General features: G+C 77.5%; 24 protein-coding genes and 1 pseudogene. 7 read left to right on the top strand and 18 right to left on the bottom strand.

Features of this window, described 5'->3' with window-relative positions:
• Positions 1 to 50 precede the first annotated feature (50 nt).
• The 10 genes from ACYX4T_RS04215 to ACYX4T_RS04170 all read right to left on the bottom strand — a co-directional run bounded on the left by ACYX4T_RS04215 (position 51) and on the right by ACYX4T_RS04170 (position 8117).
• A complete protein-coding gene (locus ACYX4T_RS04215; protein WP_476013326.1) occupies positions 51 to 1055 on the bottom strand; it encodes a universal stress protein in 1005 nt (334 codons plus the stop codon).
• A gap of 126 nt (positions 1056 to 1181) precedes the next feature.
• Complete coding sequence (locus ACYX4T_RS04210) at positions 1182 to 1565, bottom strand: hypothetical protein (protein ID WP_476013325.1); 384 nt, start codon at positions 1563 to 1565, stop codon at positions 1182 to 1184.
• Positions 1562 to 2470, bottom strand: coding sequence for a universal stress protein (locus tag ACYX4T_RS04205; RefSeq protein WP_476013324.1), 909 nt, complete (start codon positions 2468 to 2470; stop codon positions 1562 to 1564). Before ACYX4T_RS04205 ends, ACYX4T_RS04210 begins: the two co-directional genes overlap by 4 nt.
• Positions 2471 to 2594: 124 nt before the next feature.
• Complete coding sequence (locus tag ACYX4T_RS04200) at positions 2595 to 3059, bottom strand: universal stress protein (RefSeq protein WP_476013323.1); 465 nt, start codon at positions 3057 to 3059, stop codon at positions 2595 to 2597.
• Positions 3052 to 3711, bottom strand: coding sequence for a phosphoribosyltransferase (locus tag ACYX4T_RS04195; protein WP_476013322.1), 660 nt, complete (start codon positions 3709 to 3711; stop codon positions 3052 to 3054). Before ACYX4T_RS04195 ends, ACYX4T_RS04200 begins: the two co-directional genes overlap by 8 nt.
• Positions 3708 to 4223 carry a flavodoxin family protein gene (locus tag ACYX4T_RS04190; RefSeq protein ID WP_476013321.1) on the bottom strand — a complete coding sequence of 172 codons (516 nt, stop codon included), beginning with the start codon at positions 4221 to 4223 and terminating at the stop codon, positions 3708 to 3710. The genes ACYX4T_RS04195 and ACYX4T_RS04190 overlap by 4 nt, the downstream gene beginning before the upstream one ends.
• Positions 4224 to 4274: 51 nt before the next feature.
• A complete protein-coding gene (locus ACYX4T_RS04185; RefSeq protein WP_476013320.1) occupies positions 4275 to 5759 on the bottom strand; it encodes a bifunctional aminoglycoside phosphotransferase/ATP-binding protein in 1485 nt (494 codons plus the stop codon).
• The gene (locus tag ACYX4T_RS04180; RefSeq protein WP_476013319.1) at positions 5756 to 6622 is read right to left on the bottom strand and encodes a universal stress protein; all 867 of its coding nucleotides are present in this window, start codon (positions 6620 to 6622) and stop codon (positions 5756 to 5758) included. Before ACYX4T_RS04180 ends, ACYX4T_RS04185 begins: the two co-directional genes overlap by 4 nt.
• Positions 6622 to 7509 (bottom strand): universal stress protein, encoded by an 888-nt coding sequence (locus ACYX4T_RS04175; protein WP_476013318.1) that lies wholly within the window; start codon positions 7507 to 7509, stop codon positions 6622 to 6624. Before ACYX4T_RS04175 ends, ACYX4T_RS04180 begins: the two co-directional genes overlap by 1 nt.
• A gap of 62 nt (positions 7510 to 7571) precedes the next feature.
• Positions 7572 to 8117: a universal stress protein gene (locus ACYX4T_RS04170; protein ID WP_476013317.1), complete on the bottom strand. Its 546-nt coding sequence runs from the start codon at positions 8115 to 8117 to the stop codon at positions 7572 to 7574.
• Positions 8118 to 8281: 164 nt separating this feature from the next.
• On the opposite strand from ACYX4T_RS04170, the gene ACYX4T_RS04165 reads away from it, so the two are divergent.
• On the top strand, positions 8282 to 9283 hold the full coding sequence (locus ACYX4T_RS04165) for an Acg family FMN-binding oxidoreductase (RefSeq protein ID WP_476013316.1): 1002 nt from the start codon (positions 8282 to 8284) through the stop codon (positions 9281 to 9283).
• 14 nt (positions 9284 to 9297) lie between these two features.
• On the opposite strand, the gene ACYX4T_RS04160 is transcribed toward ACYX4T_RS04165, so the two are convergent.
• Positions 9298 to 10914, bottom strand: a complete 1617-nt coding sequence (locus tag ACYX4T_RS04160) for a GAF domain-containing sensor histidine kinase (protein WP_476013315.1) — start codon at positions 10912 to 10914, stop codon at positions 9298 to 9300.
• A 286-nt stretch (positions 10915 to 11200) separates the two neighbouring features.
• Between ACYX4T_RS04160 and ACYX4T_RS04155 the strand changes: the two genes are divergently transcribed.
• A complete protein-coding gene (locus ACYX4T_RS04155) occupies positions 11201 to 13879 on the top strand; it encodes a bifunctional acetate--CoA ligase family protein/GNAT family N-acetyltransferase (protein WP_476013314.1) in 2679 nt (892 codons plus the stop codon).
• Positions 13880 to 13948: 69 nt separating this feature from the next.
• On the top strand, positions 13949 to 15277 hold the full coding sequence (locus tag ACYX4T_RS04150; RefSeq protein ID WP_476013313.1) for a GAF domain-containing protein: 1329 nt from the start codon (positions 13949 to 13951) through the stop codon (positions 15275 to 15277).
• Between the two features lie 15 nt (positions 15278 to 15292).
• Here ACYX4T_RS04150 and ACYX4T_RS04145 read toward each other — a convergent pair whose 3' ends face one another.
• Together ACYX4T_RS04145 and ACYX4T_RS04140 are read right to left on the bottom strand one after the other, a co-directional pair.
• Complete coding sequence (locus tag ACYX4T_RS04145) at positions 15293 to 15793, bottom strand: hypothetical protein (RefSeq protein WP_476013312.1); 501 nt, start codon at positions 15791 to 15793, stop codon at positions 15293 to 15295.
• 129 nt (positions 15794 to 15922) lie between these two features.
• Positions 15923 to 16354: a pyridoxamine 5'-phosphate oxidase family protein gene (locus tag ACYX4T_RS04140; RefSeq protein ID WP_476013311.1), complete on the bottom strand. Its 432-nt coding sequence runs from the start codon at positions 16352 to 16354 to the stop codon at positions 15923 to 15925.
• A 188-nt stretch (positions 16355 to 16542) separates the two neighbouring features.
• On the opposite strand from ACYX4T_RS04140, the gene ACYX4T_RS04135 reads away from it, so the two are divergent.
• From ACYX4T_RS04135 to ACYX4T_RS04125, 3 genes and pseudogenes are all read left to right on the top strand, one after another.
• Positions 16543 to 17589, top strand: coding sequence for an Acg family FMN-binding oxidoreductase (locus tag ACYX4T_RS04135; protein ID WP_476013310.1), 1047 nt, complete (start codon positions 16543 to 16545; stop codon positions 17587 to 17589).
• A pseudogene (locus ACYX4T_RS04130) lies at positions 17586 to 18035 on the top strand (glycoside hydrolase family 65 protein); the annotation flags it as partial. The gene ACYX4T_RS04135 and the pseudogene ACYX4T_RS04130, both read left to right, overlap by 4 nt.
• Positions 18036 to 18052: 17 nt before the next feature.
• Entirely contained in the window at positions 18053 to 18469 is a 417-nt protein-coding gene (locus tag ACYX4T_RS04125; RefSeq protein ID WP_476013309.1) for a glycosyl hydrolase family 65 domain-containing protein, read from the top strand.
• Here ACYX4T_RS04125 and ACYX4T_RS04120 read toward each other — a convergent pair.
• The 4 genes from ACYX4T_RS04120 to ACYX4T_RS04105 form a co-directional block, all read right to left on the bottom strand.
• Positions 18445 to 20109: a cation:proton antiporter gene (locus ACYX4T_RS04120; protein ID WP_476013308.1), complete on the bottom strand. Its 1665-nt coding sequence runs from the start codon at positions 20107 to 20109 to the stop codon at positions 18445 to 18447. The two genes, ACYX4T_RS04125 and ACYX4T_RS04120, sit on opposite strands and share 25 nt — an antisense overlap.
• Positions 20110 to 20279: 170 nt before the next feature.
• The gene (locus tag ACYX4T_RS04115) at positions 20280 to 21032 is read right to left on the bottom strand and encodes a universal stress protein (protein ID WP_476013307.1); all 753 of its coding nucleotides are present in this window, start codon (positions 21030 to 21032) and stop codon (positions 20280 to 20282) included.
• A gap of 110 nt (positions 21033 to 21142) precedes the next feature.
• Complete coding sequence (locus ACYX4T_RS04110) at positions 21143 to 21538, bottom strand: hypothetical protein (RefSeq protein ID WP_476013306.1); 396 nt, start codon at positions 21536 to 21538, stop codon at positions 21143 to 21145.
• Positions 21539 to 21689: 151 nt separating this feature from the next.
• Positions 21690 to 22130 carry a universal stress protein gene (locus ACYX4T_RS04105; protein ID WP_476013305.1) on the bottom strand — a complete coding sequence of 147 codons (441 nt, stop codon included), beginning with the start codon at positions 22128 to 22130 and terminating at the stop codon, positions 21690 to 21692.
• Positions 22131 to 22774: 644 nt separating this feature from the next.
• On the opposite strand from ACYX4T_RS04105, the gene ACYX4T_RS04100 reads away from it, so the two are divergent.
• Positions 22775 to 23659, top strand: a complete 885-nt coding sequence (locus ACYX4T_RS04100; protein ID WP_476013304.1) for a universal stress protein — start codon at positions 22775 to 22777, stop codon at positions 23657 to 23659.
• Positions 23660 to 23701: 42 nt separating this feature from the next.
• On the opposite strand, the gene ACYX4T_RS04095 is transcribed toward ACYX4T_RS04100, so the two are convergent.
• Positions 23702 to 23875 carry a hypothetical protein gene (locus ACYX4T_RS04095; protein WP_476013303.1) on the bottom strand — a complete coding sequence of 58 codons (174 nt, stop codon included), beginning with the start codon at positions 23873 to 23875 and terminating at the stop codon, positions 23702 to 23704.
• Between the last annotated feature and the right edge of the window lie 439 nt (positions 23876 to 24314).

Genomic DNA, 24314 nt, shown 5'->3' with positions numbered 1-24314 from the left:
CGACTGCGCGCCGCCCCGGGGACCGGGGGCGCCGGCCGCAGGACGGCTCCTCACCGCGCCGCGGCGTGGACGCGCTCGGCGGAGCGGGGCCGCTGCCGCACGCCGGGCGGGGGCACGACGGCGACCGGGCAGGGGGCGCGGTGCACCACGGCACGGCTCACGGAGCCGAGCAGCAGGCCGGCGAAACCCCCGCGGCCCCGCGTCCCGACCACCAGGAGCCGCGCGCCACGCGCCACCTCGAGCAGGGCGCGGGCCGGGCGGGAGCGTGTGACGACCGTCGTCACCCGCAGGTCGGGGTGCGCGGCGCAACGACCGGAGAGCTGCTCGACCAGCACCCGCCGCTCGTCCTCGGTGATCGCGTCGAGGTCGATGAACGCCTCGGGCACGGTGTCGATGAGGGGGTCCGACCAGGTGTGCACCGCGATCAGCGGGCGCCCCTCCGCGTCGGCGACGGCCACCGCGAAGTCGATGGCCGCCTCGCTGGCGGGCGATCCGTCGACCCCGACGACGACCGGCGCGTCGGGACCCGGGCCGGCCGTCCCGCGGACGACGACGACCGGACCCTCCGCGTGGGAGGCCACCGTGGACGCCACCGAGCCCAGCAGCGCGCCGCCGAGCCCGTCGGCACCCTGCTCCCCGACCACGAGCACCCCCGACCCGGAGCGCTCCATCAGCGTCTCGGCGGCGGGACCGTCGACCAGCTCCTCGGTGACCGCCACCGACGGCGCCGCCGCCCGCGCGGCCTCGGCCGCCCGGGACAGCTCGTGGCGGGCCTGCGCCTCGACCTCGCGCTGGTAGCGGCGCCAGAGCGAGGCGTCGGCCAGCAGGGAGGAGTCGACGGCGCCGTAGGCGAGCACCACGTGCAACCCCCGCCCCATCGAGGCCGCCGACCCGGCGGCCCAGCGCACGGCCGCGAGCGACGACTCCGAGCCGTCGGTCCCCACCACCACCGATCCGCCCGGGCCGACAGCCCGGCCCGTGCCGGCGCCGTCGCCGTCGCCGTCGGGGACGGTCGCGGGGCCGGTGGTGGGGAGGGGGTCGCGTCGCTCGTCCATGGCTCTCTCCTCCGGTGGGGTCGGTGCCGGGGACGAGCGTCGCCCGGGGCGGCGGCCGGCGCCCGGGCCGACCGGGCCCCGCCGGGCGGGCCGTTGGTCGTCGGCCGCCCGGCCGGACACCGGCGGTCAGGCCCGGACCCGGCCTGCGCCTCGCCGCGCCACCGCGCGCAGGGCGACGACGGTCAGGAACCAGGTGACGACGACGCCCGCCACGAAGGCGCCCACCAGCACCGCCCCGAGACCGGGCACCAGACCCCAGACGAGCGCGGCGACGCCCACCACGAAGGTCGTCCCCCCGGCGACGACCAGGGTCGGCGTGCCGAGCGGGACGAGCGAGACGCTCGCGATCGCGGCCACCGCCACCACCCCGAGCCCGAAGCCCGCCATGCCGCGCGGGTCGGCCACGAGCCACGCCGAGCCCGTGGCGACGAGGACGAGGTACTGGACGACGAGCACCGCGACCAGCAGGTCGACGAGCAGGGCGCGCGGGGTCCGCAGCACCGCGGTCACGAGCGCACCTCCTGCGACACGCGCACCGCGGTCGGCGCCGCGACCTCGGGCGGGGGCGACGGCACGATCAGCACCGGGCACGAGGCGTGCAGGACGAGAGCCGGGCGCGTCGGGTGGTGGGGGTGGCGCCAGCCGTGCTGGCCGATCCCGAGGACGACCAGCTCGGCCCCGCGGGCCTGGTCGGCGAGGACCCGGTCCGCGCGCTCCTCGGCCAGCACGACCCGCACCGAGGGCGGGCGGTCGGGGCCGAGCGCGGGGACGTCCTCGGACAGGAGGCGGGCGTCGCGGCCGGCGCGCACCACCACCAGCGGCGCCCCGCGCGTCGAGGCCCGCGCGGCCGCGAACCGCACGGCCGCCCGCGAGGCCGGGGAGCCGTCGTCGCCGACGACTACCGCGGCGGCGCCCTGCGCGCGGTCGCGCACCCGCGGGTCGCAGCCCTGGGGGACCACCACGACCGGCACGTCCACGTGGCCGACGAGGCCGCGACCGATGCCCCGCAGCGCGAGGTCCAGGAGACGGGGCAGGCCGTCGTTGCCGACGACCAGCAGCGACGCCGACCGGGCGTGCGCGCGCAGCACGCCGACGGGGTCGCTCTCCACCACGTCCTCGCTCACCGCCAGTCCCGGGGCGACGGCCTGCGCCGCCTCCCGCATCTCCCGCAGCTCGCGCCGCGCCAGCGACCGCAGGCCGGTCGCGACGTCCACGCCGACCAGGCCACCGTGCCCGCCGCGCGGGATCACCAGGCCGAGCACCAGGCGCAACGGCACTCCGCGGTCGCGCGCCTCGGCGGCCGCCCACCGCACGGCGGTCTCCCCGTGGCCCTCGAGGGACACCCCGACGACCACGGCTCCACCGCCCTCGCCGGCCCGGTCGTCGATCCTCGTCCCCGACTCCGCCTCGGACATCGGCCCACCTCCTCGTCGCCCCCCAGCCTGCTGAGCGCGACACCGTCGACGGCAGGGCCGGAGGGCCCGCGCGGCCGGGACCGGGGGCCGCGGGGCGAGGGGATGACCGGCGAGCGGGCTCTGATCAGTCCCCGTGCCCGTCGGGCACCACCCGGACGGGACAGGGCGCGTGCAGGACGCAGCCCCACCCGACCGAGCCGAGCAGGGCACTCGCGACCGCCCCGCGCCCCCGGTGCCCGACGACGAGCTCGTCGGCGTCCGCGGCCGCGCGGACCAGGACGTCGGCGGCGTCGCCCGGCGTGACCTCGACCGTGACGGGCGGGCGGACACGGTGCTCGTGGCCCAGCTCGTAGGCGGCGTCGGTGACCATGCCCCGCACCGCGCCCGCCAGCGACTCCTCGATCTCGGCGCGGGCGGGCAGGGGTGTGGGTGCCGCCGGCATGCGCCATTCGGGCGGCTCGTACACCGCGACCACCCGCACGCGCGCGCCCCGGCTCGCGGCGGAGCGCATGGCGTCGACGAGGGCCGACCGCGAGCCGGGCGATCCGTCGACCCCCACCACCACGGTCGGCCGGTGCGGCTCACCCACCGGGGACACCGGCCTTTCCGACCGCTCGCTCCCGCAGGATCGCCACGACCTCGGCCTCCTCGACCCGGTGGAACTCGACGTAGCTCGCGGCCACGTCGTGGAACGCGGCCGGGCGCGCGAGGACGACGAGCTCGTCCACGTCCTGCGCGAGGACGTCCACGGCGGCCGGGGCACCCACCGGGGCCGCGAGGACCACCCGGCGGGCGCCCCGGGCACGGAGCACGGCGACGGCGGTCCGCACGGGTGTGGCCACGGCGACGCCGTCGGTGACCAGCACGACGGTGCGCCCGCCGACCGGTACGCCCGGTCGTCCACCCCGGTAGCGCCGGACGAAGCGGTCGACGACGGCCCGCTCGCGGCGCACCGCCGCGGCCAGCTCGGCCTCGCCGACGCGCAGCGCGCCCACGAGACCGTCGTCGAGCGCCAGCACGCCCTCCTCGCCGACGGCGCCCAGGACCAGCGAGGCCCGGGCGGGGACGCGGACCTCGCGCGTCACGGCCACGTCCAGCGGCGCCGCGAGCGCCGCGGCGACGGGCGCGGCGACGAGCACACCACCGCACGGCGTGCCGAGGACCACGACGTCCTCGCCCGCGAGGTGGCCCAGCCGCCGGGCCAGGCGCATCCCGGCATCGCGGCGATCGGCGAAGGTCATGACGCCGGGACGGCGACGCCCGCGGCCAGCGCGGCACCCCAGGCCCGCGCGCGCTCGAGCTCGCCGTCGCGCAGCGGGCCCTCCGAGCCCGCCACCCAGAAGGTGTGCGCCCCGCCGACGGTCAGTCCGCGGCGGCGGAGCCGGCGGGCGACGGCGCGCGCCGCCGAGCCCGGGACGCGCGGCCGCACGACGCGGGTGTCGAACGCCGCCCCGACCAGGCCGGGCCGGTCGGGCAGCGTCTCGAGCCACTCGCGCACCCCGGGTCCCCGCGACACGGTCGGCCGCGCGACCTTCGCGGCGGCGTCCTGCCGGGTCGCCGGCCGGGTCATGCCGAAGGCTTGGGTCGGCCCGCCCACGACGAGGAGGGCGACGTCGTCCCCCGGCTCCTCGGGCGCCGCGCCGACCTCCACCACGTCCACGGGCAGGTGCGTCGCGATGCCCTCGGCGACCGCGCGGGCCACCGCCTCGGTGTTGCCGTACATCGACTCGAAGACCACCAGGGACCGGGACACGGTCCACCTCCTCCTCTGTCGGACTCCGTCCGGGCTCTCCCCGGACTCCGTTCAGACCTCGACGACGGTCCACGTGGCGCGCGGGCGCGGGGTGCGCACGGCGGCGAGCGCCGCGTCCACGGCGGCGTCGACGGCGCCGGCGGTGTCGATCACCGTGGCCTCGAGCCACGGGTCGGCGTCGGCGGCCATCACCGCGGCCACCAGCGGGGTGGCGTCCGACGCCGACCCGCGCCGGCGTCGGATGCGCTCGTCGGCGACCGCGCGCGGCGCCTCGCAGCGCAGCGAGGTCAGCGCGGCCGAGCAGCGCGCCGCGAGGGCCGTCGCGGCCTCGCGCGGCGCCGCGGCGGTCCACGAGGCGTCGAGCACCACCGACTCCCCCAGCCCGAGGAGCTCCTCGGCCCGGTGCAGGAGCTCGCCGTAGGTCGCGGCGGTGTGCTCGGAGCCGTAGAGGCCCGTGCCGTAATCGGCCGCGGCACCCGTCGACGGGTCGAGGCCGGCGATCTCCTTGCGGACCCGGTCGCTGGACAGCAGCGTCGCCCCGAGCCGGTCGGCGAGCCCGCCGGCGACGGTGGTCTTGCCCGTCCCGGGCAGGCCGCCCACGAGCACCAGCCGGACGCGGCCCTCCTCGAGGTGCGCGGCGGCCAGGTCGAGCAGGTCACGGGCCTGGTCGGCGCCCTCGCCGCCCTGGTCGACCCGCACGCACGTCACCGACGAGCGCACCGACGCCCGGTAGGCCGTGAGGTGGTGGCGCAGCGCGGGCGGCGCGGGGTCGGCGGCGAACTCGGCGTACCAGCCGAGGAAGCGCTCGGCGAGCCCCGCGTCGCCCAGGCGCTCCAGGTCCATCGCGAGGAACGCGGCGTCGTCGAGCCCGTCGACGTAGCGCAGGCGGTCGTCGAACTCCAGGCAGTCGAGCACCACCGGCCCGTCCGGGAGGCAGAAGACGTCGTCGGCGAGCAGGTCGCCGTGGCCGTCGACCACCCGGCCCTCGCGGCGGCGGCGGTCGAACAGGGCGCGCCGGCCGTCGAGGAACGCGCCCGCGGCCGCGGCCACGTGGTCGACGACGTCGGCGGGCAGGAGCGTCCCGGCGTGCCGGCGCAGCCCGTCGAGGACGCCGGTCCACCGGGTACGCGCGGCCTCGACCGTTCCCTCCCGGTCCACGGCCGGGCCGCGGGCGGCGGTGCTGTGGAAGGCCGCGAGGCGCCGGGCGAGCGTGCGGACCTGGTCGTCCACCGGCTCGCCCGCCCGCACGAGCGCGGCCAGGCGCCGGTCGGCGGACATCCGCCGCATCGCCACGAAGTACTCGCAGGCCATCCCGTCCGGCCCGAGCAGGCTCTCGAGCCCGAGGTAGGCCTCGGGACTGAGCCGCCGGTTGAGGGCGATCTCCCGCAGGCACGCCTCCCGCCGGCGCTCCAGGGTGGTGAAGTCGCAGAACCCCAGGTCGACGGGCTTCTTCATCTTGTGCACCCGATCCCCGGCGAACCACAGGACCGCCGTGTGGGTCTCGACGACCGCGGGCGCCGGCCCGGGACCGGTCACCGGGAACCCTCCGTGGCGGCCACCGCGGAGGACGCCGGGTCCAGGCTCCGGGGCCCGAGGACGGCGACCGGGCACGGGGCCGCCGCGAGCAGGGAACGCGCGGTCGAGCCGGGGCCGCCCAGCCTGGTGGCGCCGCCACGGCGGTGGCCGACGACGACCTCGTCGGCGCCGGCCGCGCGCTCCAGCAGGGCGCGGGCCGGGCGGTCGACGACCACGTCGGTGCGCACCGTGACGTCGGGCCCGGGGCGCAGGGCGGCGGCGACGAGCCGGTCCAGGCCGTGCCGGGCCGCGGTGAGGTCGGCCTCGGTCACCTCGGCGCCCTCGGCGTCGTCGGGCGGGGGGACGATACGGACCGCCTCGAGCGGCACGCCCAGCTCGGCCGCGGTACGCACGGCGAAGGCGAGCACCGCGGCCGCCGAGGGCCCGTCGTCCACGCCGGTCACGACGGCCCGACGAGCGACGGCGCCGCGCGGGGTCGGTCCGCGGTACTCGGGGATGAGGAGCACGGGGCACGGCGCCGCGGCGATCACGCGCTCGGTGGTGTGCCCCGCCTCCGTGCCGAGACGCCGGTGCCGGTCGCCGAGGACCAGCACCGAGCCCGGCGCGGCGGCGCCGACCAGGGTGTCGGTGATGTCGCCGGCACGGCAGAGGAGCTCCACCGCGAGGTCGGGTGCGGTGCGGGCGAGGTAGGACTCGGCGCGGCGGCCGGCGTCGTCGTACCAGGGGGCCAGGGGCGTCTCGGGGCCGTGGGTGTGCACGAGGACCAGCGGCCCGCCGCGGCGCCGAGCCTCGCGGACGGCCCGGTCGAGCACGCGCTGGCGCAGCAGCCCGTCGTCGACCCCGACGACCACGGGGGCGCGCATCACACGCCCTCCTCGGCCCAGACGGGGTCGGACGCCACCCAGCGCTCGGCCGCCCCGGCCGGCAGCACGGCGACCGGGCACGGCGCTGCGCGGACCACACGCTGGCTCGTCGAGCCCAGCAGCGTTCCGGTGACAGCACCCCGCCCGCGCGAGCCCAGGACGACCAGCGCGGCACCCTCTCGGGCCTCGCGCAGGATCTCCTCGCTCGGGTCGCCACGGTGGAGGACCTCGTGGAGCCGGACGCCCGGGTGCCGCGTCGCGAGCCCGCCCCGCGCCTCGGCGAGGTCGCGCCGGCGGTCGTCGGCGTCGACGTCCGTCTCGCCACGGGGAGCGACACCGACGACGGTGACGCGCGCGTGCCAGCGGTCGGCGACGTCGGCGGCGAAGGCGACGGCGCCGTGGGACTCCGGCGAGCCGTCGACGCCGACGAGGACCGGCCCGTCGTGGCGCTCGTCGGGGTCCCAGCGCGGTCCGACCACGACGACCGGGCACGCGGCCCGGGACATGGTGTGCGCCAGGGTGCGGCCGACGGTGAGGTCGAGGGCCCCGTCGAGGTGCCGCGCCCCGACGACGAGCAGATGCGCGCGGTGGGCGACCGCCACCAGCGCCGGACCGGCCACGCCGTCGACCACCGACAGCCGCGGCGCCGGCCCGGGTGCCGCCGCCTCCACGATGCGGCGCGCCTGGCCCAGCAGGGACAGCGCCCGGCCGGTCGGTGCGCGCAGCTCGTCGGGTTCCCGGTCGGACGGCGGCAGCACCTGGACGACGTCGAGGGGCAGGCGCCGGCGGTGGGCCTCGCGGGCCGCCCATCCCACCGCCCGCAGCGTCCCGGGGTCGCCGTCCACCCCGACGACCACCCCGGCGGGTGGCACCGAGCGATCGATCATCGTCCAGCCTCCTCCGGCGGCCTGGCCGCCATGGTCGTGATGCGTGTGTGTACGAGCGGGTGTCAGGCGATCGGGCCGACCGGCAGCGGTCCGGCGAGGACCTGCGCGTCGTGTCCGGCGTCGTCCTGCGCGGCCTCGTGCGGCTCCGAGGCCGCGGGCACGACCGTGACCGGGCACGGGGCGTGCAGGACCACCGACAGCCCGACCGATCCGAGCAGGGCGCTGCGCAGCCCGCCGCGGCCGCGGTGACCCACCACGAGCATCGCGGCGTCCTGCGCCTCCCGGGTGAGGACGGAGGCGGCGGGGCCGGTGACCGCGACGACCGTGACCGGCACCGCGCGGTCCGCGGCGCGGAGCCCGGCGCGCAGCTCCTCCACCCGCTCGCGGGCCGTCTGCTCGACCGCCGCCCGGAGCTCCCCGCTGTCGGCGAGCAGCGGGTAGCCGTAGGCGGTCATCCAGGCGTCCGGGGGCTCGTGGGCGACGACGACCCGGACCGTCGCCCGGCGTCGGCCGCCCTCGGCGATCGCCCAGAGCACGGCGGTCTCGCCGTGCCGCGAGCCGTCGAACCCCACGACGACCGTCCCGCCGTCGCCCTGCGTCGTGTCCATCCCGTCCACTCCCCGGTCCGTCGGAGCCGCTGGCCGGGGTCCACCCTCGCGCTGCGTTGCGTCCCGGCACCGGAGCCGGACGGTCCCTCCGCACCGGGCCGTCGGTCCCTGGTGGGCGCCCCGGCCGGGGACGGACGCTCTGCGCCGAGGACGAGGAGGACGTCGTGGCCGCAGCGGGAGGCATCGTGACGATGCGAGAGGACCGGGCACCCGGGTCGGTGGCGGTGGCCGAGCTCCTGCGCGCCGGGGCGAGCGCGCCCTCGAGCCACAACAGCCAGCCGTGGCGGCTGCGGTGGCACCACGACGCGGTCGAGGTCCACGGCGACCCCGGACGCCGGCTCGCGGTCGCCGATCCCGACGCCCGCGAGCTGCGGCTGGCCTGCGGCGCGGCCCTGCTCAACGTGCGGCTCGCGGTGCGCGCCCAGAGCCGGCGGGCCCACACCCAGCTGCTGCCCGACCCGGCGGACCCCTGGTTCCTCGGGCGGGTGCGTCCGGGCTCGCTCCTGCCGCCGTCGCTGTGGGAGAGCGAGCTGGCGACGGCGATCCCGCGCCGGCACACCGACCGCCATCCCTTCGACGGGCGGCCGCTCCCGGCCCTGCTGCGCGACCAGCTGGCCCGCGCGGCGGGGCGTGAGAGCTGCCGCCTGGTGGTGGTCACCGACGCCCGCCAGCGACGCCGCCTGCGCGAGCTCACGGCGCAGGCCCACCGGGCGCAGCGCGCGGACCCGGCGTTCGTCGCCGAGTGGGAGCACTGGATCGGCCACACCGCGCGGGACGAGGACGGCCTCCCGCCCGCGCACGCGCAGGCGGCGCCACGGGCCGACGCCGCCTGGCGGCCCCGCGACTTCGGCGACGCCGTCACCGACACCGACCGCACGGCGCTGACCGTCGGCACGGAGGACGAGCCGACCATCGCCGTGGTCCTCTCCTACGACGACGGCCCTCTCGCCCACGTGCGGGCCGGCGCGGCGATGCAGCAGGTGCTGCTCACGGCCACGGCCCACGGGGTGGGGGCGTCGTTCGTCGCACCACCCCTCGAGGTCCCGGCCGTCCGCGACGAGGCGCGCGCCCTGCTCGGCGGGGTGCTATGGCCGCAGGTGGTCCTGCGTCTGGGGTGGGGGCGGTCGGTGCACCCGACGCCCCGCCGCCGCGACCCCGGCGCCTGATCAGGTCGGGTTGATCAGGACGGGGTCTCGAACGGGACCCACCACGACAGCCGGGTCCCGGACCCGGTCGGCCGCCGTCCGACGCTCGCCTCCCCGCCGAGCGCCCGGGCGCGGGCGGTCAGGTTCGCGAGGCCGCTGCGCGCCACGGTGGCGGGGACGCCGACCCCGTCGTCGGTCACGTCGACGGCCAGGACGTCGTCCACGGACACGGTCACCACCACCGAGTCCGCGCCGCCGTGACGCACGGCGTTCGAGACGCCCTCGCGCACGACGGCCTCCACCTGCACGGCGAGCTCCTCGGGCACGGTGTCGACCGGTCCGGACAGGCGCACCACGGGCTCGGTCTCGACGTGGGCGCTCATCTCGGCGACGGCGGCCCGCAGCCGCCCCCCGAGGCCCGGGGTGGTGCCGACGGCGTGGAGGTCGAAGATGCTCGTGCGGATGTCGCGGACGATGCCGTCGATCGTGTCGACCGCCTCGTTGACCCGTCCCGCGGCCTCCGGCCGGCCGCGGAGCCGGGCCTGGGTGGCCTGGAGGCCGAGGCCGAGCGCGAACAGGCGCTGGAGCACGTGGTCGTGCAGGTCGGCGGCGATGCGCTCCCGGTCCGCGGCCACGTCGAGCTGCCGGCGGGCGCGCTGGGACTCGGCGAGCCGCAGCACCAGCGCGGCCTGGTCGGCGAACGAGGCCGCGGTGGAGAGGCCCTCGGACCCGATGGGCGGCGAGCCCGGGCGCCGCACCACCACGAGCACACCGGTGATCACCTCGGTGCCGTCCAGCGGCAGGAGCAGCGCCGGCCCGAGGTGCTCCTCGCGGCCGTCGACGGCGAGCACCAGGTCGGCCTCGAGGCGGGGCAGGCGCAGGCGCGCCACCGCGTCGAGCGCGGCGCCCGCGAGCTCCGCGCCGGTCGGCAGGCGGGCCTCGAGACCGACGCTCACCGTCACCCGCACCGGCGGCGCCTCGTCGCGCTCGCCGGCCACGGCCGGCGGGGTGATGATGACCGCGCCGACGCCGTCGGCGAGCTCGGCGGCGCGCTCGGCCGCCAGCACGAGGGCCTCCGTCGGGTCCGCGCCGGCCAGGACCTGGGTCGTGATCTCCCCGGACGCCTCGAGCCAGCGCTGGCGGCGTTGTGCCTCGCCGACGAGCCGCTCGGTGTCCTGATGCAGTCGCGCGTTGTCGACGGCCACCGCCGCGGCGGCCGCCAGCGCGACGATGAGCTCCTCGTCGGCGGCGGTGAAGCCCTCGCGCTTGTCGGTGAGGTAGAGGTTGCCGAAGACCTCGCCCCGGACGCGGACCGGGACCCCGAGGAAGGACCCCATCGGCGGGTGGTGGGGCGGGAAGCCGACCGAGGCCGGGTGGTCGTGCAGGTCGTCCAGGCGCAGGGGCGTCGGGTGCCGGATGAGCTCCCCGAGCAGGCCCCGGCCGCGGGGCAGGTCGCCGATCCGCGCCCGCGTGGCCTCGTCGATCCCGGTGTGGACGAAGCGGGCGAGGCCGTCGCCAGCCTCGTCGAGCACGCCGAGCGCACCGTAGCGCGCACCCACCAGGTCGGTGGCCACCTCGACGAGGCGGCGCAGGGTGGCGTCCAGGTCCAGGCCCTCGGCCACCGCCACCATCGACGAGAAGAGGGCCGCCACCTGGTCGGTACCGGCCCTGCTCAACCGAGGCCCGGGCGGGCCCGACCCCTCGACGAGATGTCGTGCCGTGCCCTGCGTGTCCACCACGACGGCCGTCTCCCCCTCCGCGTCGCACCTCGGCCGCCCATCCTGGCCCCGACGGCCCGGCGCGGCCAGGGCCGGAGGTCCCGCGCCGGTCCCCCGGCGACGGTCCGCCGCCCCGTCCCCGCCGCCCGGCCCGGAGGTCCCGTGACCGCCGGGCCGACGGCCCTGCCGTCTCGCCCGGAGCCTCGGCTGTGATCGGCCCATGAGCGTCCTCGACCCCGCCGAGCCCACTGTCGACCGGCGCGTGCTGCTCGCGGACGGCAGCCCGGTGGACATCCGGCCCCTGGACCGCCGGGACGGGCCCGCCCTGGTGCGCCTGCACCGCGAGCTGCCGGAGCACGACCGGTGGCTGCGGTTCGCGACGCTCTCCCCGCACGCGCTCGACACGTACGCGGTCGAGGCCGCGGCCTCGAGCACCGTCTGGGGGGCGTTCCTGGGCGCCGAGCTGGTCGGCGCGGTGCAGGTCGCACCGGCCGGGGCGCGCCCGGAGGACGCGGAGGTCGCCGTGACGGTCGGGCACCGGGTGCAGGCTCACGGGGTGGGGACCGCCCTGCTCGAGCGGGCCGTCCAGGAGTCCGTCCGGCGCGGCGTGCGGCGCTGGACCGCCGAGGTGCTCACCGAGAACGCCGCCATGCGCCGGGTGTTCGCCGACCTCGGGCTACCCGTGACGCGCGAGCTGGACGGCCCGTCGCTGCACGTCGTCGTCACCCTGCCCGACCCCGGGGACCCGGCCGCGACGGCCGCCTTCGCCACCGCGACCGCGGCCCGGGCCGCCCACGCGGCCCGGGCCGGCCTCGGCCCCGTCCTGCGCCCGCGCTCGGTGGCGGTCGTCGGCGCGGGTCGGCGGCCGGGCTCGGTGGGCCGGGCGGTCCTCGACGCCGTGCTCGCCGGTGGCTTCACCGGACGCGTCCACGTCGTCCACCCGCACGCGGACCGCGTGGCGGGCCTCCCGGCCGTGGCCTCGGTCGACCTGCTGCCCGAGGCGCCCGACCTCGCGGTCCTCGCCACCCCGCCGGCCACCCTCCCCGCGCTCGTGCAGGCGTGCGGGGAGCGCGGGGTGCGGGCCGTGCTCGTGATCACCTCGGGGCTCGCGGCCGCCGGGGTCGACGGCGCCGTCCTGGAGGCCGTGCACCGGCACGGGATGCGCCTGGTCGGGCCGAACTGCCTGGGGCTGGTCGACACCGCGCCCGACGTGCGGCTCGACGCGACCTTCGCCCCGGGCGCAGCGCCGTCCGGCTCGGTCGGCGTCGTCACCCAGTCCGGCGGGGTGGCGATCGCGGTGCTCGAGGCCCTGCGGGGGCTCGGGCTCGGTGTCTCCACCCTCGTCTCGGTCGGCGACCGCTACGACGTCAGCAGCAACGACCTGCTCGCCTGGTGGTCCGAGGACACCGGCACGCAGGTGGCCGTCCTGCACGTCGAGTCGTTCGGCAACCCGCGCGCCTTCTCCCGCCTGGCGCGGCGGGCCTCCGCCCGGATCCCCGTGCTCGCCGTGCGGGCGGCGAGCAGCGAGGTCGGGGCGCGGGCGGCGGCGTCGCACACCGCGGCGTCGGCCACGCCGGCGGTGCGCCGCGACGCCCTCTATCGGCAGGCGGGGGTCCAGCCCGTCGACGACCTCGGCGAGCTCGCCGGTGCCCTCGCCGCGCTGTCCTGGAGCGCGCCCGCCGCGGGCGACCGGATCGCGGTGCTCGGCAACGCCGGCGGGACGAACGTGCTCGCCGCCGACGCGTGCGTGGCCGCCGGGCTGCGCGTCCCGCCGCTGGGCCCGGCCACCCGGGCCCGACTCGACGCCCTGCTCCCGTCGACCGCGGCCACCGGCGGGCCCGTCGACACCACCGCCACCGCCGATGCGACGACCTTCGCCGCGTGCCTCGACGTGCTGCGCGAGGCCGCCGAGGTCGACGCCGTGCTCACCGTCGCCTGCCCGACCGCCCTCGGCGACCCGGGCACGGGGCTCGGCGCCGCCCTGGCCCGTCCGGCCGGGCGGGCGGTCCCCGTCGTCACGGTCGCGCTGGGCCGACGGGCCCGGGTGGCTCCCCTGCTCGACCCGGACGGCATCCCGCGCGCGGCCGTGTTCGCCGACCCGGCCGACGCCGTGCGGGCGCTCGCGCACCTCGTCCGCCGCGGTGCCGACCTCGCCCGCGACCCCGGGCGCCCGCTGCCCGCCGACGAGCACCCCGTCGACCTCGCCGCCGCCCGGGCGGTGGTGGCGGGCGCCCTGGACGCCCACCCCGGCGGCGGGTGGCTGGAGCCGGACGAGTGCGCCACCCTCCTGCACGCCGCGGGGCTCGACCTCCTGCCGGCCCGCGTGGTGCGCACCGTCGACGAGGCGGTCGCCGCCGCCCGCGCGATCGGTGGACCGGTCGCGCTCAAGGTCGTCGCCGAGGGCGTGCTGCACAAGTCCGAGCAGGGCGGGGTCGCCCTGTCGCTGCGGGGCGACGTCGCCGTCCGGGCCGCGGCGACCGGTTTCGTGGCCGCCTTCGCCGGGGCGTGGCGCGGGTTCGTCGTCCAGCCCATGGCGCCCGCGGGCGTCGAGATGCTCGTGGGCGTGGCCGGCGACCCGGACTTCGGTGCCCTCGTCACCGCCGGCGTCGGCGGGACGGGCACCGACGTGGCGGACCGGCGCTGGCACCGCCTCGTCCCGATGACGACCACCGATCTCGCCGAGCTCCTCGACGAACTCCCGCTGCGCCGCGGCATCGCGGCGCGGCTGGTGGACCGCGAGCGGCTCGGGACGGTCGTCGCCCGGGTCGCCCGGCTCGCCGACCTCCTCCCCCAGATCGCCGAGATGGACCTCAACCCCGTCGTCTGCACCCCGGACGCGTGCCGGCTCGTGGACGCCCGCGTCCGCGTCGCGCCCGTCGCGGTCGATCACGGTGCTTGACAGCACCGTCGTTCCTCGGACGATGAGGGTTCGTCCCACGTCCAGACCGCAGCGTGCCGGAGAGGTGCTGTGCCCGACCGTCCCGAGCCCACGACCCCGTCCGAGGGCCTCGCGTTCCCGACGGTGGCGCGGCTCGAGCTCGACGACCTGCTCGACCAGCTCATCGACCGTGCCACCGAGGTCAAGCTCACCCAGGGCCGGCTGCGCGGCCTGCTCGACGCCGTCCACCACATCACCGCGGGCCACGAGCTCGACGACCTCGTCGCGCGGATCGTCGAGAACGCCCGGAGCCTGGTGCGGGCGCGGTACGCGGCCCTCGGCGTCGTGCGCGACGGCCGGCTGATCCGCTTCGTGCACGTCGGCATGGACGCCGGCACGGTGGCCCGGATCGGCGAGCTGCCGCAGGGCAAGGGTGTCCTCGGCGAGCTCATCGACCACCCGCGGGCCCTGCGCCTCGACGACCTCTCCACCCACCCGTCGGCCGTTGGCTTCCCCGCCGACCACCCGCCGATGCGGTCCTTCCTCGGGGTGCCGCTGCTCGCCGGCGGTACCGTCTACGGGAACCTCTACGTCACCGAGAGCGAGCACGAGAGCGGCTTCGGTGCCGACGACGAGCAGCTGCTCACCGCGCTCGCCGGGGCGGCCGGGATCGCCGTCGAGAACGCCCTGCTCCTCGACGGGGAGCGCCGGCGCGCACGCTGGCAGGCCGCCTCCGCGCAGCTGGCCAGGAGCCTGCTCGCCGGGGACCTCCCGCCCGAGGACGAGCTCCAGCACCTGCTGGAGACCGCGGTGGACGTGGCCCGGGCGCACGGTGCGGCGATCACGGAGGTCCGGGACGCCGACCCGTCCACGGCCCACGTCGCGGCGGCGGCGGGGCACCTCGCCCCCTGGGCCGGTCGGACCGCCGAGGTCCCCGGCTCGATCACCCAGACCGCCCTCGACGCCGCCGGGCCGGTGCTCGTCGCCGACGCCACGGCCGATCCCCGCACCACCGGGGTGGTCGAGCGGGCACCGGAGGTGCGGTCGGTGCTGGCGGTGCCCCTCGACGCCCCGCCCTCCGGCTCCCGGGCGGTGCTCGTGCTGACCCGCGCCGCCGCCGACGACGTGTTCGGCCCGGTCGAGGCGGAGATGCTGCTCGCCTTCGCCGCCCACGCCACGACCGCCATCGAGCTCGGCCGCGGGCGGCGCGATCGTGAGGCCGTCCGCGCCCTCGAGGACCGCGAGCAGCTCGTCCTGTCGCTGTCCGAACAGGTGCTCCAGCGCGTCCAGCGGGTGGGGCTCGCGCTCACCGCCGCGGCCTCGGGCGCCGAGCCGACGCTGCGCGACCAGCTCCTCGCCCAGGTCGCCGAGCTCGACGACGTCACGCGCGCCGTGCGCGACACGGTGTTCCCCCGCTGACCCGGCGGCCGGCCCTCAGCGCCGGCTCTCCTCGTCGGGCCCGGCGAAGTGGCGCCACTCGTCGTCCCACTGCCGCATCCGGACCCGGTCGAGGACCCAGCGCAGGCCGGCGAGGAGCAGCAGCGAGACGGCCAGGTCCCCGAGGACCAGGACGAGGGTCAGGAGACCACCCCGGGTGGCCGGGTCGCTCGGGTGCATCGGCGCCGGCACCGGCCGGTCCTGGCCGTCCACCCACAGGGGATGAGTGTCCCCGGGGCGGACGTTGGAGACCACGTCCGTCCGGGCCTCCCGCGCGGTGCCGTCGGCGGCGATCCTGCGCACCGGTGCGCGCCAGCCGATGGCGCCGCTGTCCTCGTGACCGCCCCGGCAGGCGCTGCGCGTCGGCGGTGACGGTGGCGGTGACCTGGTGCCGCTCGGCCTGTTGTGCGACGACCCAAGGTTCGGACGGCGCAGCGCCGAGCGACGCGGCACGAAGGCGCCGACCCACCGCCGGGTCGCCTCGGTCGTCCTGTCCATGTGAGCCGCCTCCCGCTGCTCCGCGACGTCGACGCCGAGCGTCGCCCCCGGCCGGGTGCCGCAGCACCGCCGGCGGACCTCGTGACGGTGGTCGGCGGACCCGGTACCGACGGGACCATCGGCCGGTCCTCAGCCGTCCCCGGTCGGGTCGAGCACCAGACGCCGACCCGTGATCCGGTGCGCGGCGATGCGCACGACGTGGGCGCCCCGCCGGCGGACCCAGGGCCGGTGCGCCACGTCGAGGACGGCGATCAGCTCGTCGACATCGGTGACCACCTCGGCGCGCCCGACCACGAGCACGCTCCAGCCGGTGCGGGTGTCGGCGTCGACCCGGTCGGCCTCGAAGGCGACCAGGTCGCCCCGTCGGGCGGCCTCGAGCTTCGGTCCCGCCCCGGTCCGCACGATGATCGAGGGACCGTGCCGGAGGAAGTTCACCGGGTGCGCGGCGGGCCCGGTCGCGTCGGTGAAGACCATGCGCCCGACGGGGACGCTGTCGAGCAGGCGGTGGCACTCGGCCACCGTCATCTCGCCGGTCTCGCCGGTCTCGCCGCTCCTCGTCATCGCGTCTCCGATCTCGCGCCGGTCCCCGCCCGTGCGCTGCACGCTGCGGGAGCCGGGCCTCGAGGATCAGGGACGCAGGACCCGGATCGGGGGCCGATCGTCCCGCTCGGCGGGGCACTTCGTGCCTGGTGGCCGACGTCCGCCGGCGCGCACCCTCGAGAACGGCGACGGGAGACGAGGAGACCGGCATGGAGACGCGCCGCGAGGCCGGGGGGACGTCGCCGGCGGGGTCCGGGACGCCGACGAGCCCGCGGGAGGCGGTGCTCGCCGCGCTCGAGGGCTCGCTGCGCGCGCCGTCGGAGCACAACACCCAGCCCTGGCGGTGGACCCTCTACCCCGACCGCCTCGAGCTCGCCGTCGACCCGCACCGGCGGCTGCCGTTCACCGACGAGCGCGGCCGGGGCGCCCTGCTCGCCTGCGGCGCCGCGCTGCACCACCTGCGTCTCGGTCTCGCCGTTCGCGGCTGGACCCCGCTCGTGCGGCTCGACCGGGAGGGTCCGCCGCAGCACCGGGTGGCGGAGGTCGGCTGGCAGGCGGCCGACGCCGTCGCCGACGACGTGCGCCGGCAGGCCGCCGCGATCGAGCGTCGCCGGACCGACCGCCGCCGCTTCGCCGCCGACCCCGTCGACCCCGGCGTCGTCGACGAGCTCGCCCGCGCCGCCCGGGCCTTCGGCGGCGCCCTGCGCGTGGTCGCGGGCCACGCCCGCCGCTCCCTCGTCGAGGCGATGCGCGACGCCGCGCTGCTCCAGCTCGCCCGGCCCGGGTACGCCGCCGAGCTGCAGCGCTGGACGCACCGCTACGCGGGCGGCGCCGACGGGATCCCCCACGCCGCCCGGCTCGCCGAGCCCCACCTCTACGACGACCTCGTGCTGCGGTGGTTCCCCGGTGGGGGTCTCCACCAGCCCCCCGGCGGCGCCGACCACGCGGACGCCTCCACCCTGCTCGTCCTGTCCGCCGGTGGCGACGACACGGCGTCGGTCGTGCGGGCGGGCGAGGCCATGAGCGCGGTCCTCCTCGAGGCGACGAGCCACGACCTTGCCGCGACGCCGATCACCCAGGTCGTCGAGGTGGTGGAGACCCGCGAGCGCGTCCGCCGGCTCGTCGGGGGCCATCCGGTCGTCGTCCTCCGGGTCGGCCGGGCCCTTCCGGAGGCGCCGCCCCCGCCGCGCACGCCCCGCCGCGGGCTCGCCGCGGTCCTGGTCGACCACGGCGGCGCCGAGCAGGAACCCCGGTGACCCGACCGGACACCTGGACGCTCGTGCTCGACGGCTGGGATCCCGCCGACGAGGGGCGCCGGGAGGCGCCGTGCACCCTCGGCAACGGCTACCTCGGCACCCGCGGTGCGCTGCCGGAGAGCCGCGCGGACGGCGTGCACTACCCGGGCACCTACGCCGCCGGCGTCTTCAACCGGCTGTCCGACGTGGTCGGCGGCGTGGCGGTCGAGAACGAGAGCATGGTCAACCTCCCGAACTGGCTCGACCTGCGCATCGCGGTGGAGGACGGCGCGTAGCTCGACGTGTCGGGCGTGCGGGTGCTGGAGCACCGCGAGCAGCTGGACACGGCGCGCGGCGTGCTGCACCGCACCACCCGGTTCGTCGACGGCGCCGGCCGGCACACCCGGCTGCACCAGCGCCGGTTCGTGCACCGGGAGCGCCGGCACCTGGCGGGACTGCACACCGCGGTCGTCGCCGAGGCGTCGTGCGCAGCGACGTCGCCGACCTCCAGGGCGGCACCACCGCTGAGGGCGTCCACCTCGGGGCGATGGCCGGGGCCGTCGACCTCGTGCAGCGCTGCTTCGCCGGCGTGGAGACCCGCGGCGACGTGCTCCGGTTCAATCCGCACTGGCCCGGTCGCTTCGGTGTGCTCGAGCTGGCACTGCACTACCGGGGACGGCCCCTGACCGCGCGGGTGACCGACCGGGAGGTGTGCGTCTCGGCCGACGACGGGCCCGGGGAGCCGGTCTGCGTCGCGGTCGGCGACGAGACCTGCGACCTGCGGCCCGGGCAGACGGTGCGGCTGCGGCTGCCGCGCGCCTCCCCGCTACCGCCGCCGCGCCCGGGGCGAACCGTGTCGACGACCGGCTCGACGCGTCACGGCGTCTCGCGGTCGCCGTGACCGGTGTCGAGCAGCTCGTCGATCGCGTCGACGGTCACGGTCGCGGCGGTGGCGAACGGTTCGAGGACCGCCGAGGGGCCGGCGGCTCGCAGCCGGTCGGCATCGACGCTGTTGAAGGCGGTCACCGCGGTGCGTCCTCGGTAGTCGTGGTGGCGGAGGTTGTGCAGCAGCGCGAGGTTGGTCTCGAGGTCGGGGATGGCGCTGATGACGCAGCGGGCGCGGGCCAGGGGCAGGGTCTCGAGGAGGTGGACGTCCTCGGCACCTCCGTACAGGGTCGTCACGCCGTCGCGGGTGTCGTCCCGCGTCTTCTGCGGGTCGTAGTCGACCGCGAGCACCCGATGGCCGGCACGAGTGAGCCGATCGACGAGGTGGCCGCCGAAACGACCGAGCCCGTAGACGATGACGTCGGTGTCGGCGTCGGCATCGTCCTCGGTGCCGGCGCGGTGGGCCCGGTCGGCGCCGCGCCGCTCGAGCGGGGCGAGCCAGCGCTTGATGCGCTCGTAGATCGGGTGCGAGTACATGATCAGGTAGGTGGAACCACCGATCGTGATCAGTCCGACCACGGTGATCAGGCTGACGGTGGCGTTGGTGATGTGGCCGAGGCTGAGCCCGAGTGCGGCCAGGATGAGGGAGAACTCGGAGATCTGGGCGACGGTGAGTCCGGCCAGGAAGCCCACCCGGACCGGATAGCGCATCGCGGCCATGATGAGCACGACGATCAGCGGGTTGCCGACGAGCACGAAGACCGAGAGGACGGCGGCTTCGGTGAGCTGGGCGGCGGCGTCGGTGAACTCGAGCCTGGCGCCGAGGTCGAGGAAGAAGAACAGCAGCAGGAAGTCGCGGAGGCTGGTCAGGCGGGCGCCGAGGGCCGCGCGGTAGGCGGTGGGGGCGAGTGAAATCCCGGCGAGGAAGGCGCCGACCTCCGAGCTGAAGCCGAGCGCCTCGCTGAGCGCCGCGACCGAGACGGCGTAGGCGACGCCGAAGAGGACGAGCAGCTCCTGGGACCGGGCGATGTGGTGCAGCAGCCGGGGCAGGACGTAGCGCATGAGCAGCCCGATGCCGGCCAGGAGGCCGAGTCCCCGGCCGACCATCGCGACGATGCCGAGGGCGAGGTCGTCGCCGATGCGTTGCCCGAACGCGGTCAGCGCGATCATCACCAGGACCACGACGATGTCCTGGACGATGAGGAAGCCGACCGCGATCCGACCGTGGAGCTGGTCGAGCTCGCGCTTGTCGGACAGGAGTTTGACGATGATGATCGTGGAGGAGAACGTGAGGGCGACCGCGACGTAGATCGCGGGGACGACGTCCATGCCGAGAGCGATCGCGATCAGGTAGCCGAACACCGAGGTGAACAGCACCTGCCCGAGCCCGGTGGCCAGCGCGACGGGCCCGGTGCTGCGGATCAGGTGCGGGTCGAGGCGCAGGCCGACGAGGAACAGCAGGATCGCGATGCCCATCCGGGCGAGCAGCTCGATGGTGCCGTCGGCCACGACCCAGCCGGTGCCCACCGGGCCGACGAGCACGCCGACGCCGATGAACGCGACGATCAGCGGCTGTCGCAACCGGACCGCGAGCAGCCCGACCGCGGCGGCCAGGGCGAGGATGATCGCCACGAGGGGGAAGGCGTGCAGCTCCACAGGTCAGCCCCTCCTCATCTTGTGGCCCCGCGGGCCGGTCGGAGGCGCTTGTCCACGGCAGGATGCGCAGCCAGACCTCCGCGTCGAGGGGGGCGGTGTCGAAGATCGTGTTCATGGCGGGCAGGCAGGTGATGGCGGCCTGTCCGAGCGCCTGGACCCCCACAAAGTGGTCACGGGGCGGGCGTGCTCGTGTCGGACGGGGACCGGGGTGCGCTGCTCGGGCCGCCCTGGTCCTCCTGGACGCCGTGGTCGGTGCGCTCGGTGTTCTCCATGCCCGCGCCGGCTCGCGGGGCCGGTGCCGGTTCGACGACGAGCACCGGCACCGGGGAGTGGTGGACGACGTCGGCCGACACACTGCCCAGCAGCCGGGCCGACAGGCCCCGTCCGCGCCGGCCGACCACGAGCAGGTCCATGTCCTGCTCCTCGGCGAAGCGGCGCAACGCTGCGCCCGGCGAGCCGGCCAGCACCTCGTACCGCGCGGTGATACCGCGTGCGCCGGCCCGGGCGGCTGCGGCGGCCAGCCGTTCGGTGGCGGCGTCGAGCAGCTCGTGGGTGTCGTCGTCGGCGTCCTCGTAGCAGACGACCTCGGTCAGGACGACCATCCCGCGCTGCGGGCCGAGCAGCTCCAGCGCGGTGGCCAGGGCCCGCTCGGACTCGGGTGACCCGTCCAGCCCGACGAGCACGCGGGGCTGATCCGGCGCTCCGGTCTGACGGTTCGGGACGGCGTCCGGGCCGGGCGCGGCCAGCCGGGCGCGACGCTCCACCCGCTCCAGCGCCGCGGGCACGAACAACGGCCCGAGCGCCACCGCGACGAACAGCCATCGGGGGCTGTGTCCGAGCCGGATCATCCACCAACCGGTGACCAGCCCGACGACCAGCCAGATCAGCACGACGACGAGGACGGAGGTCGGGGTCGCGTTCATGGTCGTACCGTCGCGACCGGGACCGGCCACGTGCCACGGACCGACGGTCCCGCGGCCGAGGCCGGAGGGCCCTGCTCCCCCACTCCGGCGGGGCCTGCGGGCCGTCGCCGTCACCGGCCGGCCGGGGGCTCCCGCTGCGCGGTGAGGTGGTGGACCGTCGCGAGCGCCCAGAGCACCACGGTGAGCACGACGAGCACCGCGAGCATCACGCGGCTGCCGGTGACCAGGGTGCTCACCGCCGCGAGCGCGGCGAGCCCCCCGAGCGCGGCGAGCGGGCGCATGACCGCGAGCTCGCGCGCGGCCGTCCGCCAGGAACCTCCCACCACCGCCGCCGTCAGCCCGAGGACGAGCACGACGACCGCGGTGAGCCGCGTGTCGGCCAGCGGCCAGGTCGTCTCCGGCACCGACGCCATGGCGAACACCGCGACGGCCGTGAGCACGAGGAACCCGGCCACGACGTCGTGACGTGTCAGGGCGCCCGCACGGCGCCGCCCTGTCGAGGACATGGCCGCACCCTGCGTCACGCGGGACGGGCACAGCAGGGTCGCTGGGCCCGGATCGGGCAGGGTCCCGGGGACCTTCTCGGTGCCGGGCAGCCCGGCGATCGGGCGACGTCGGCTCCCGTGCCGGCCGTGACGCCGCGCGGCCCGGACGTCCTCAGCCGAGGTGCCGGCCGCGGACGACCACCACGGGGCACGGGGCGTGGTGCACGCAGTACGACGCCGTGGAGCCGAGGTGCATGCCGGGCAGCTCGCCACGTCCGTGGCTCCCGATGACCAGCAGCTGGGCGCCCTCGGCCCACGCCGCCAGCGCCAACGCCGGCCGCTGCTGGACCAGGTGCTTCTCGATCCCGACGTCGGCCTCGGTCTCCTGGACCTCGGCGACCACCCGGTCCAGGACCTCGCGCGCCTCCCGGGCGTAGTCGGCCTCGGTGTACGTCGGCACCAGCATGATCGTGGCCGGGACCTCCCAGCCGGTGACGGCGTGGACCTCGGCGCCCGTCAACCGGGCCTGGCGCACCGCCCATCGCAGCGCCTCGACGCTGCGCACCGACCCGTCGATCCCCACCACCACCGGGCCCGCCTGCGCTTCCGCCATCGTGCTCCTCCCACCGTCCGTGTCTCGGAGGACCACCCGAACCCGGTCGCGGCGGGCGGTGAAGAGGGCGTCCGTCCCGGTCGGCGGGGCCGGTCGTGCCGGCGACCGCGTGCCGCGCCCCGGCGCGCGGGCCGGACAGGGGACACAGGGCCCGCTCCTCCGGGGACCTGCGGCGCCGAGCCGGCGACCGGGAGGACCTCGATCCGGTGCGCCGGCGGGGGTGCGCTGGACTCGCCGAGAGGAGACCCCCATGGACATGCCGGAGCGTCGCCGGACCGAGGCCTACGACCTCGCCTCCCAGGTCGTGGGCCTGAGCCGCCGCGGGGTGCCGCGCGCGACCCTGCTCGCCGCCCTGGACCAGGCGCGGACCTCGTTGCGCCGCGAACCCGACCGCGACGTCCGGCGCACCCTGACCTGGGTGGTCGGTGCCGTCGATGCAGGACGAGCAGGCCTCGGCCTGCATCGACGCGACCCTGCGCGTCGCCGCCCGCGACCTGGAGCGGTCGACCGAGGACCGACGGTGATGCACCGGCGGGGCGAGGACCGCCAGTGCCACCCGCACTCCTCCGGACGGGGCCGACGACCCGTCGGTGCAGTCCCGGGGTCCGTACCCGTGGCGTACCGAGCGCGGCAGGCTGGCCGTCGTGACCAGTGAGGTGCCGGGCGTCCCGGCGACGGACCGCACCGCCGATCTCGTGCTCGTGGGCTTCGACGGCTCGCGGGGGGCGGCCCGCGGGATCGCGACGGCCGCGCTGCTGTTCCCGCGAGCGGCCGCGCGCGTGGTGACCGTCTGGGCGCCGGCGTCCGTGGACCCGGTGCTGAGGCACCGGGTGACCCGGCTCGCCCACACCCTCGACCGTCTGGGCGCCCTGATGGAGCAGGAGTCCGCGGCCGACGCGCAGGAGACGGCCGTGGAGGGAGCGGCTCTCGCGCGGGCGGCGGGGTGGTCGGCCGAGCCGGTGGCCCACCGCGCCTACGCCGACCCGGGTGCCGTGCTCGCCGGCATCGCCGACGACCTCCACCCGCGCGCGGTCGTCGTCGGTGCACGCGGTCTGGGCGGGACGGCGGCGGTGATGGGCAGCGTCTCCGACCTCGCCGTGCACCACAGCCCGGTCCCGGTGCTCGTGGTCCCCCCGCTGCTGCGCCGCGAGCGTGCGGCCGCGGCGACGGGCCCGGTGCTGGTCGGCCACGACGGCTCCGCGGGCGCCGAGCACGCGCGGAGCGCGGCCGCCGCCCTGCTGCCGGACCGCGACCACGTCGTGGCCCACGTCCACGCCGGCGGCACCACGGACGGGGCCGGGGACCTGCCCCCGGCCGCCGTCGACCTGCACGCGCACGGACGGGGCGCACGGGCGGTCGCGAACGCGCTGGACACGGCGGCCGCGGAGCGCGACGCGGGTGTGGTCGTGGTCGGCTCGCGTGGACGCTCGGCACTGCGCGAGATGCTGCTGGGCAGCACGGCAATGGCGGTGCTGCACCACGTCCACCGACCGGTCCTCGTCGTGCCGAGGCGCGCATCGGAGGGCTGAGCGGCGGAGACCGTCCCTGCTCCTCGAGGCTGCTCGGGGAGGTCAGCCCGTGCGGCCGAGGACGTCGTCGATGAGCTCCTCGATGGGGCGCAACGGCCGGTAGCGCGCGCGGGCCGCGACGGCCGGGCGCGCCGGGAACGCCTCGGGCGACGGCTCGATCCCGGGTCGACAGCCCTCGCCCACGGTGGCCTCCGGTGACGACGCGTCCTCGTCCACGGGACCTCCTCCGATGACGGCGACCTCGGGCGCTGCCCCAGGGTGACCGTCCGGGGACCCGCCGTGCAGGGCCGAAGGTCCCGAGGCGGACACCCGGCGACCGGACCCGGCCGCTCCCCCGGCGAGACGAGTCCAGCCCAACCGTCGGGCAGGCCCCTCGGTCCCGCCGCCGCGCGACCGTCGACCCAGGGTGGCCGGTCGCGGCCACCGGAGGCTGGGGCTCGTGCCGAGGACCGCGGGGGGACCGCCGCCAGCCACGCCGCCCTCGCGTTCCGGCAGGAGCAGCACACCGAGCACGCGGTCGCTGCGCTGGAGGCGTACCTGCCGGGGCCCTCAGTTCACCGGTGGCCGCGGCGCCGACGTCGTCCTCGACTGCGTGGGCTCCGACGCCACCCTGGCCCTCGGCGACCTCACGGTGATCGGGCTGGCGGGCGGGACG

This window comes from Actinomycetospora sp. ABD4_176 (assembly GCF_056311855.1).
This window is presented reverse-complemented; position numbering and strand designations above follow the sequence as displayed.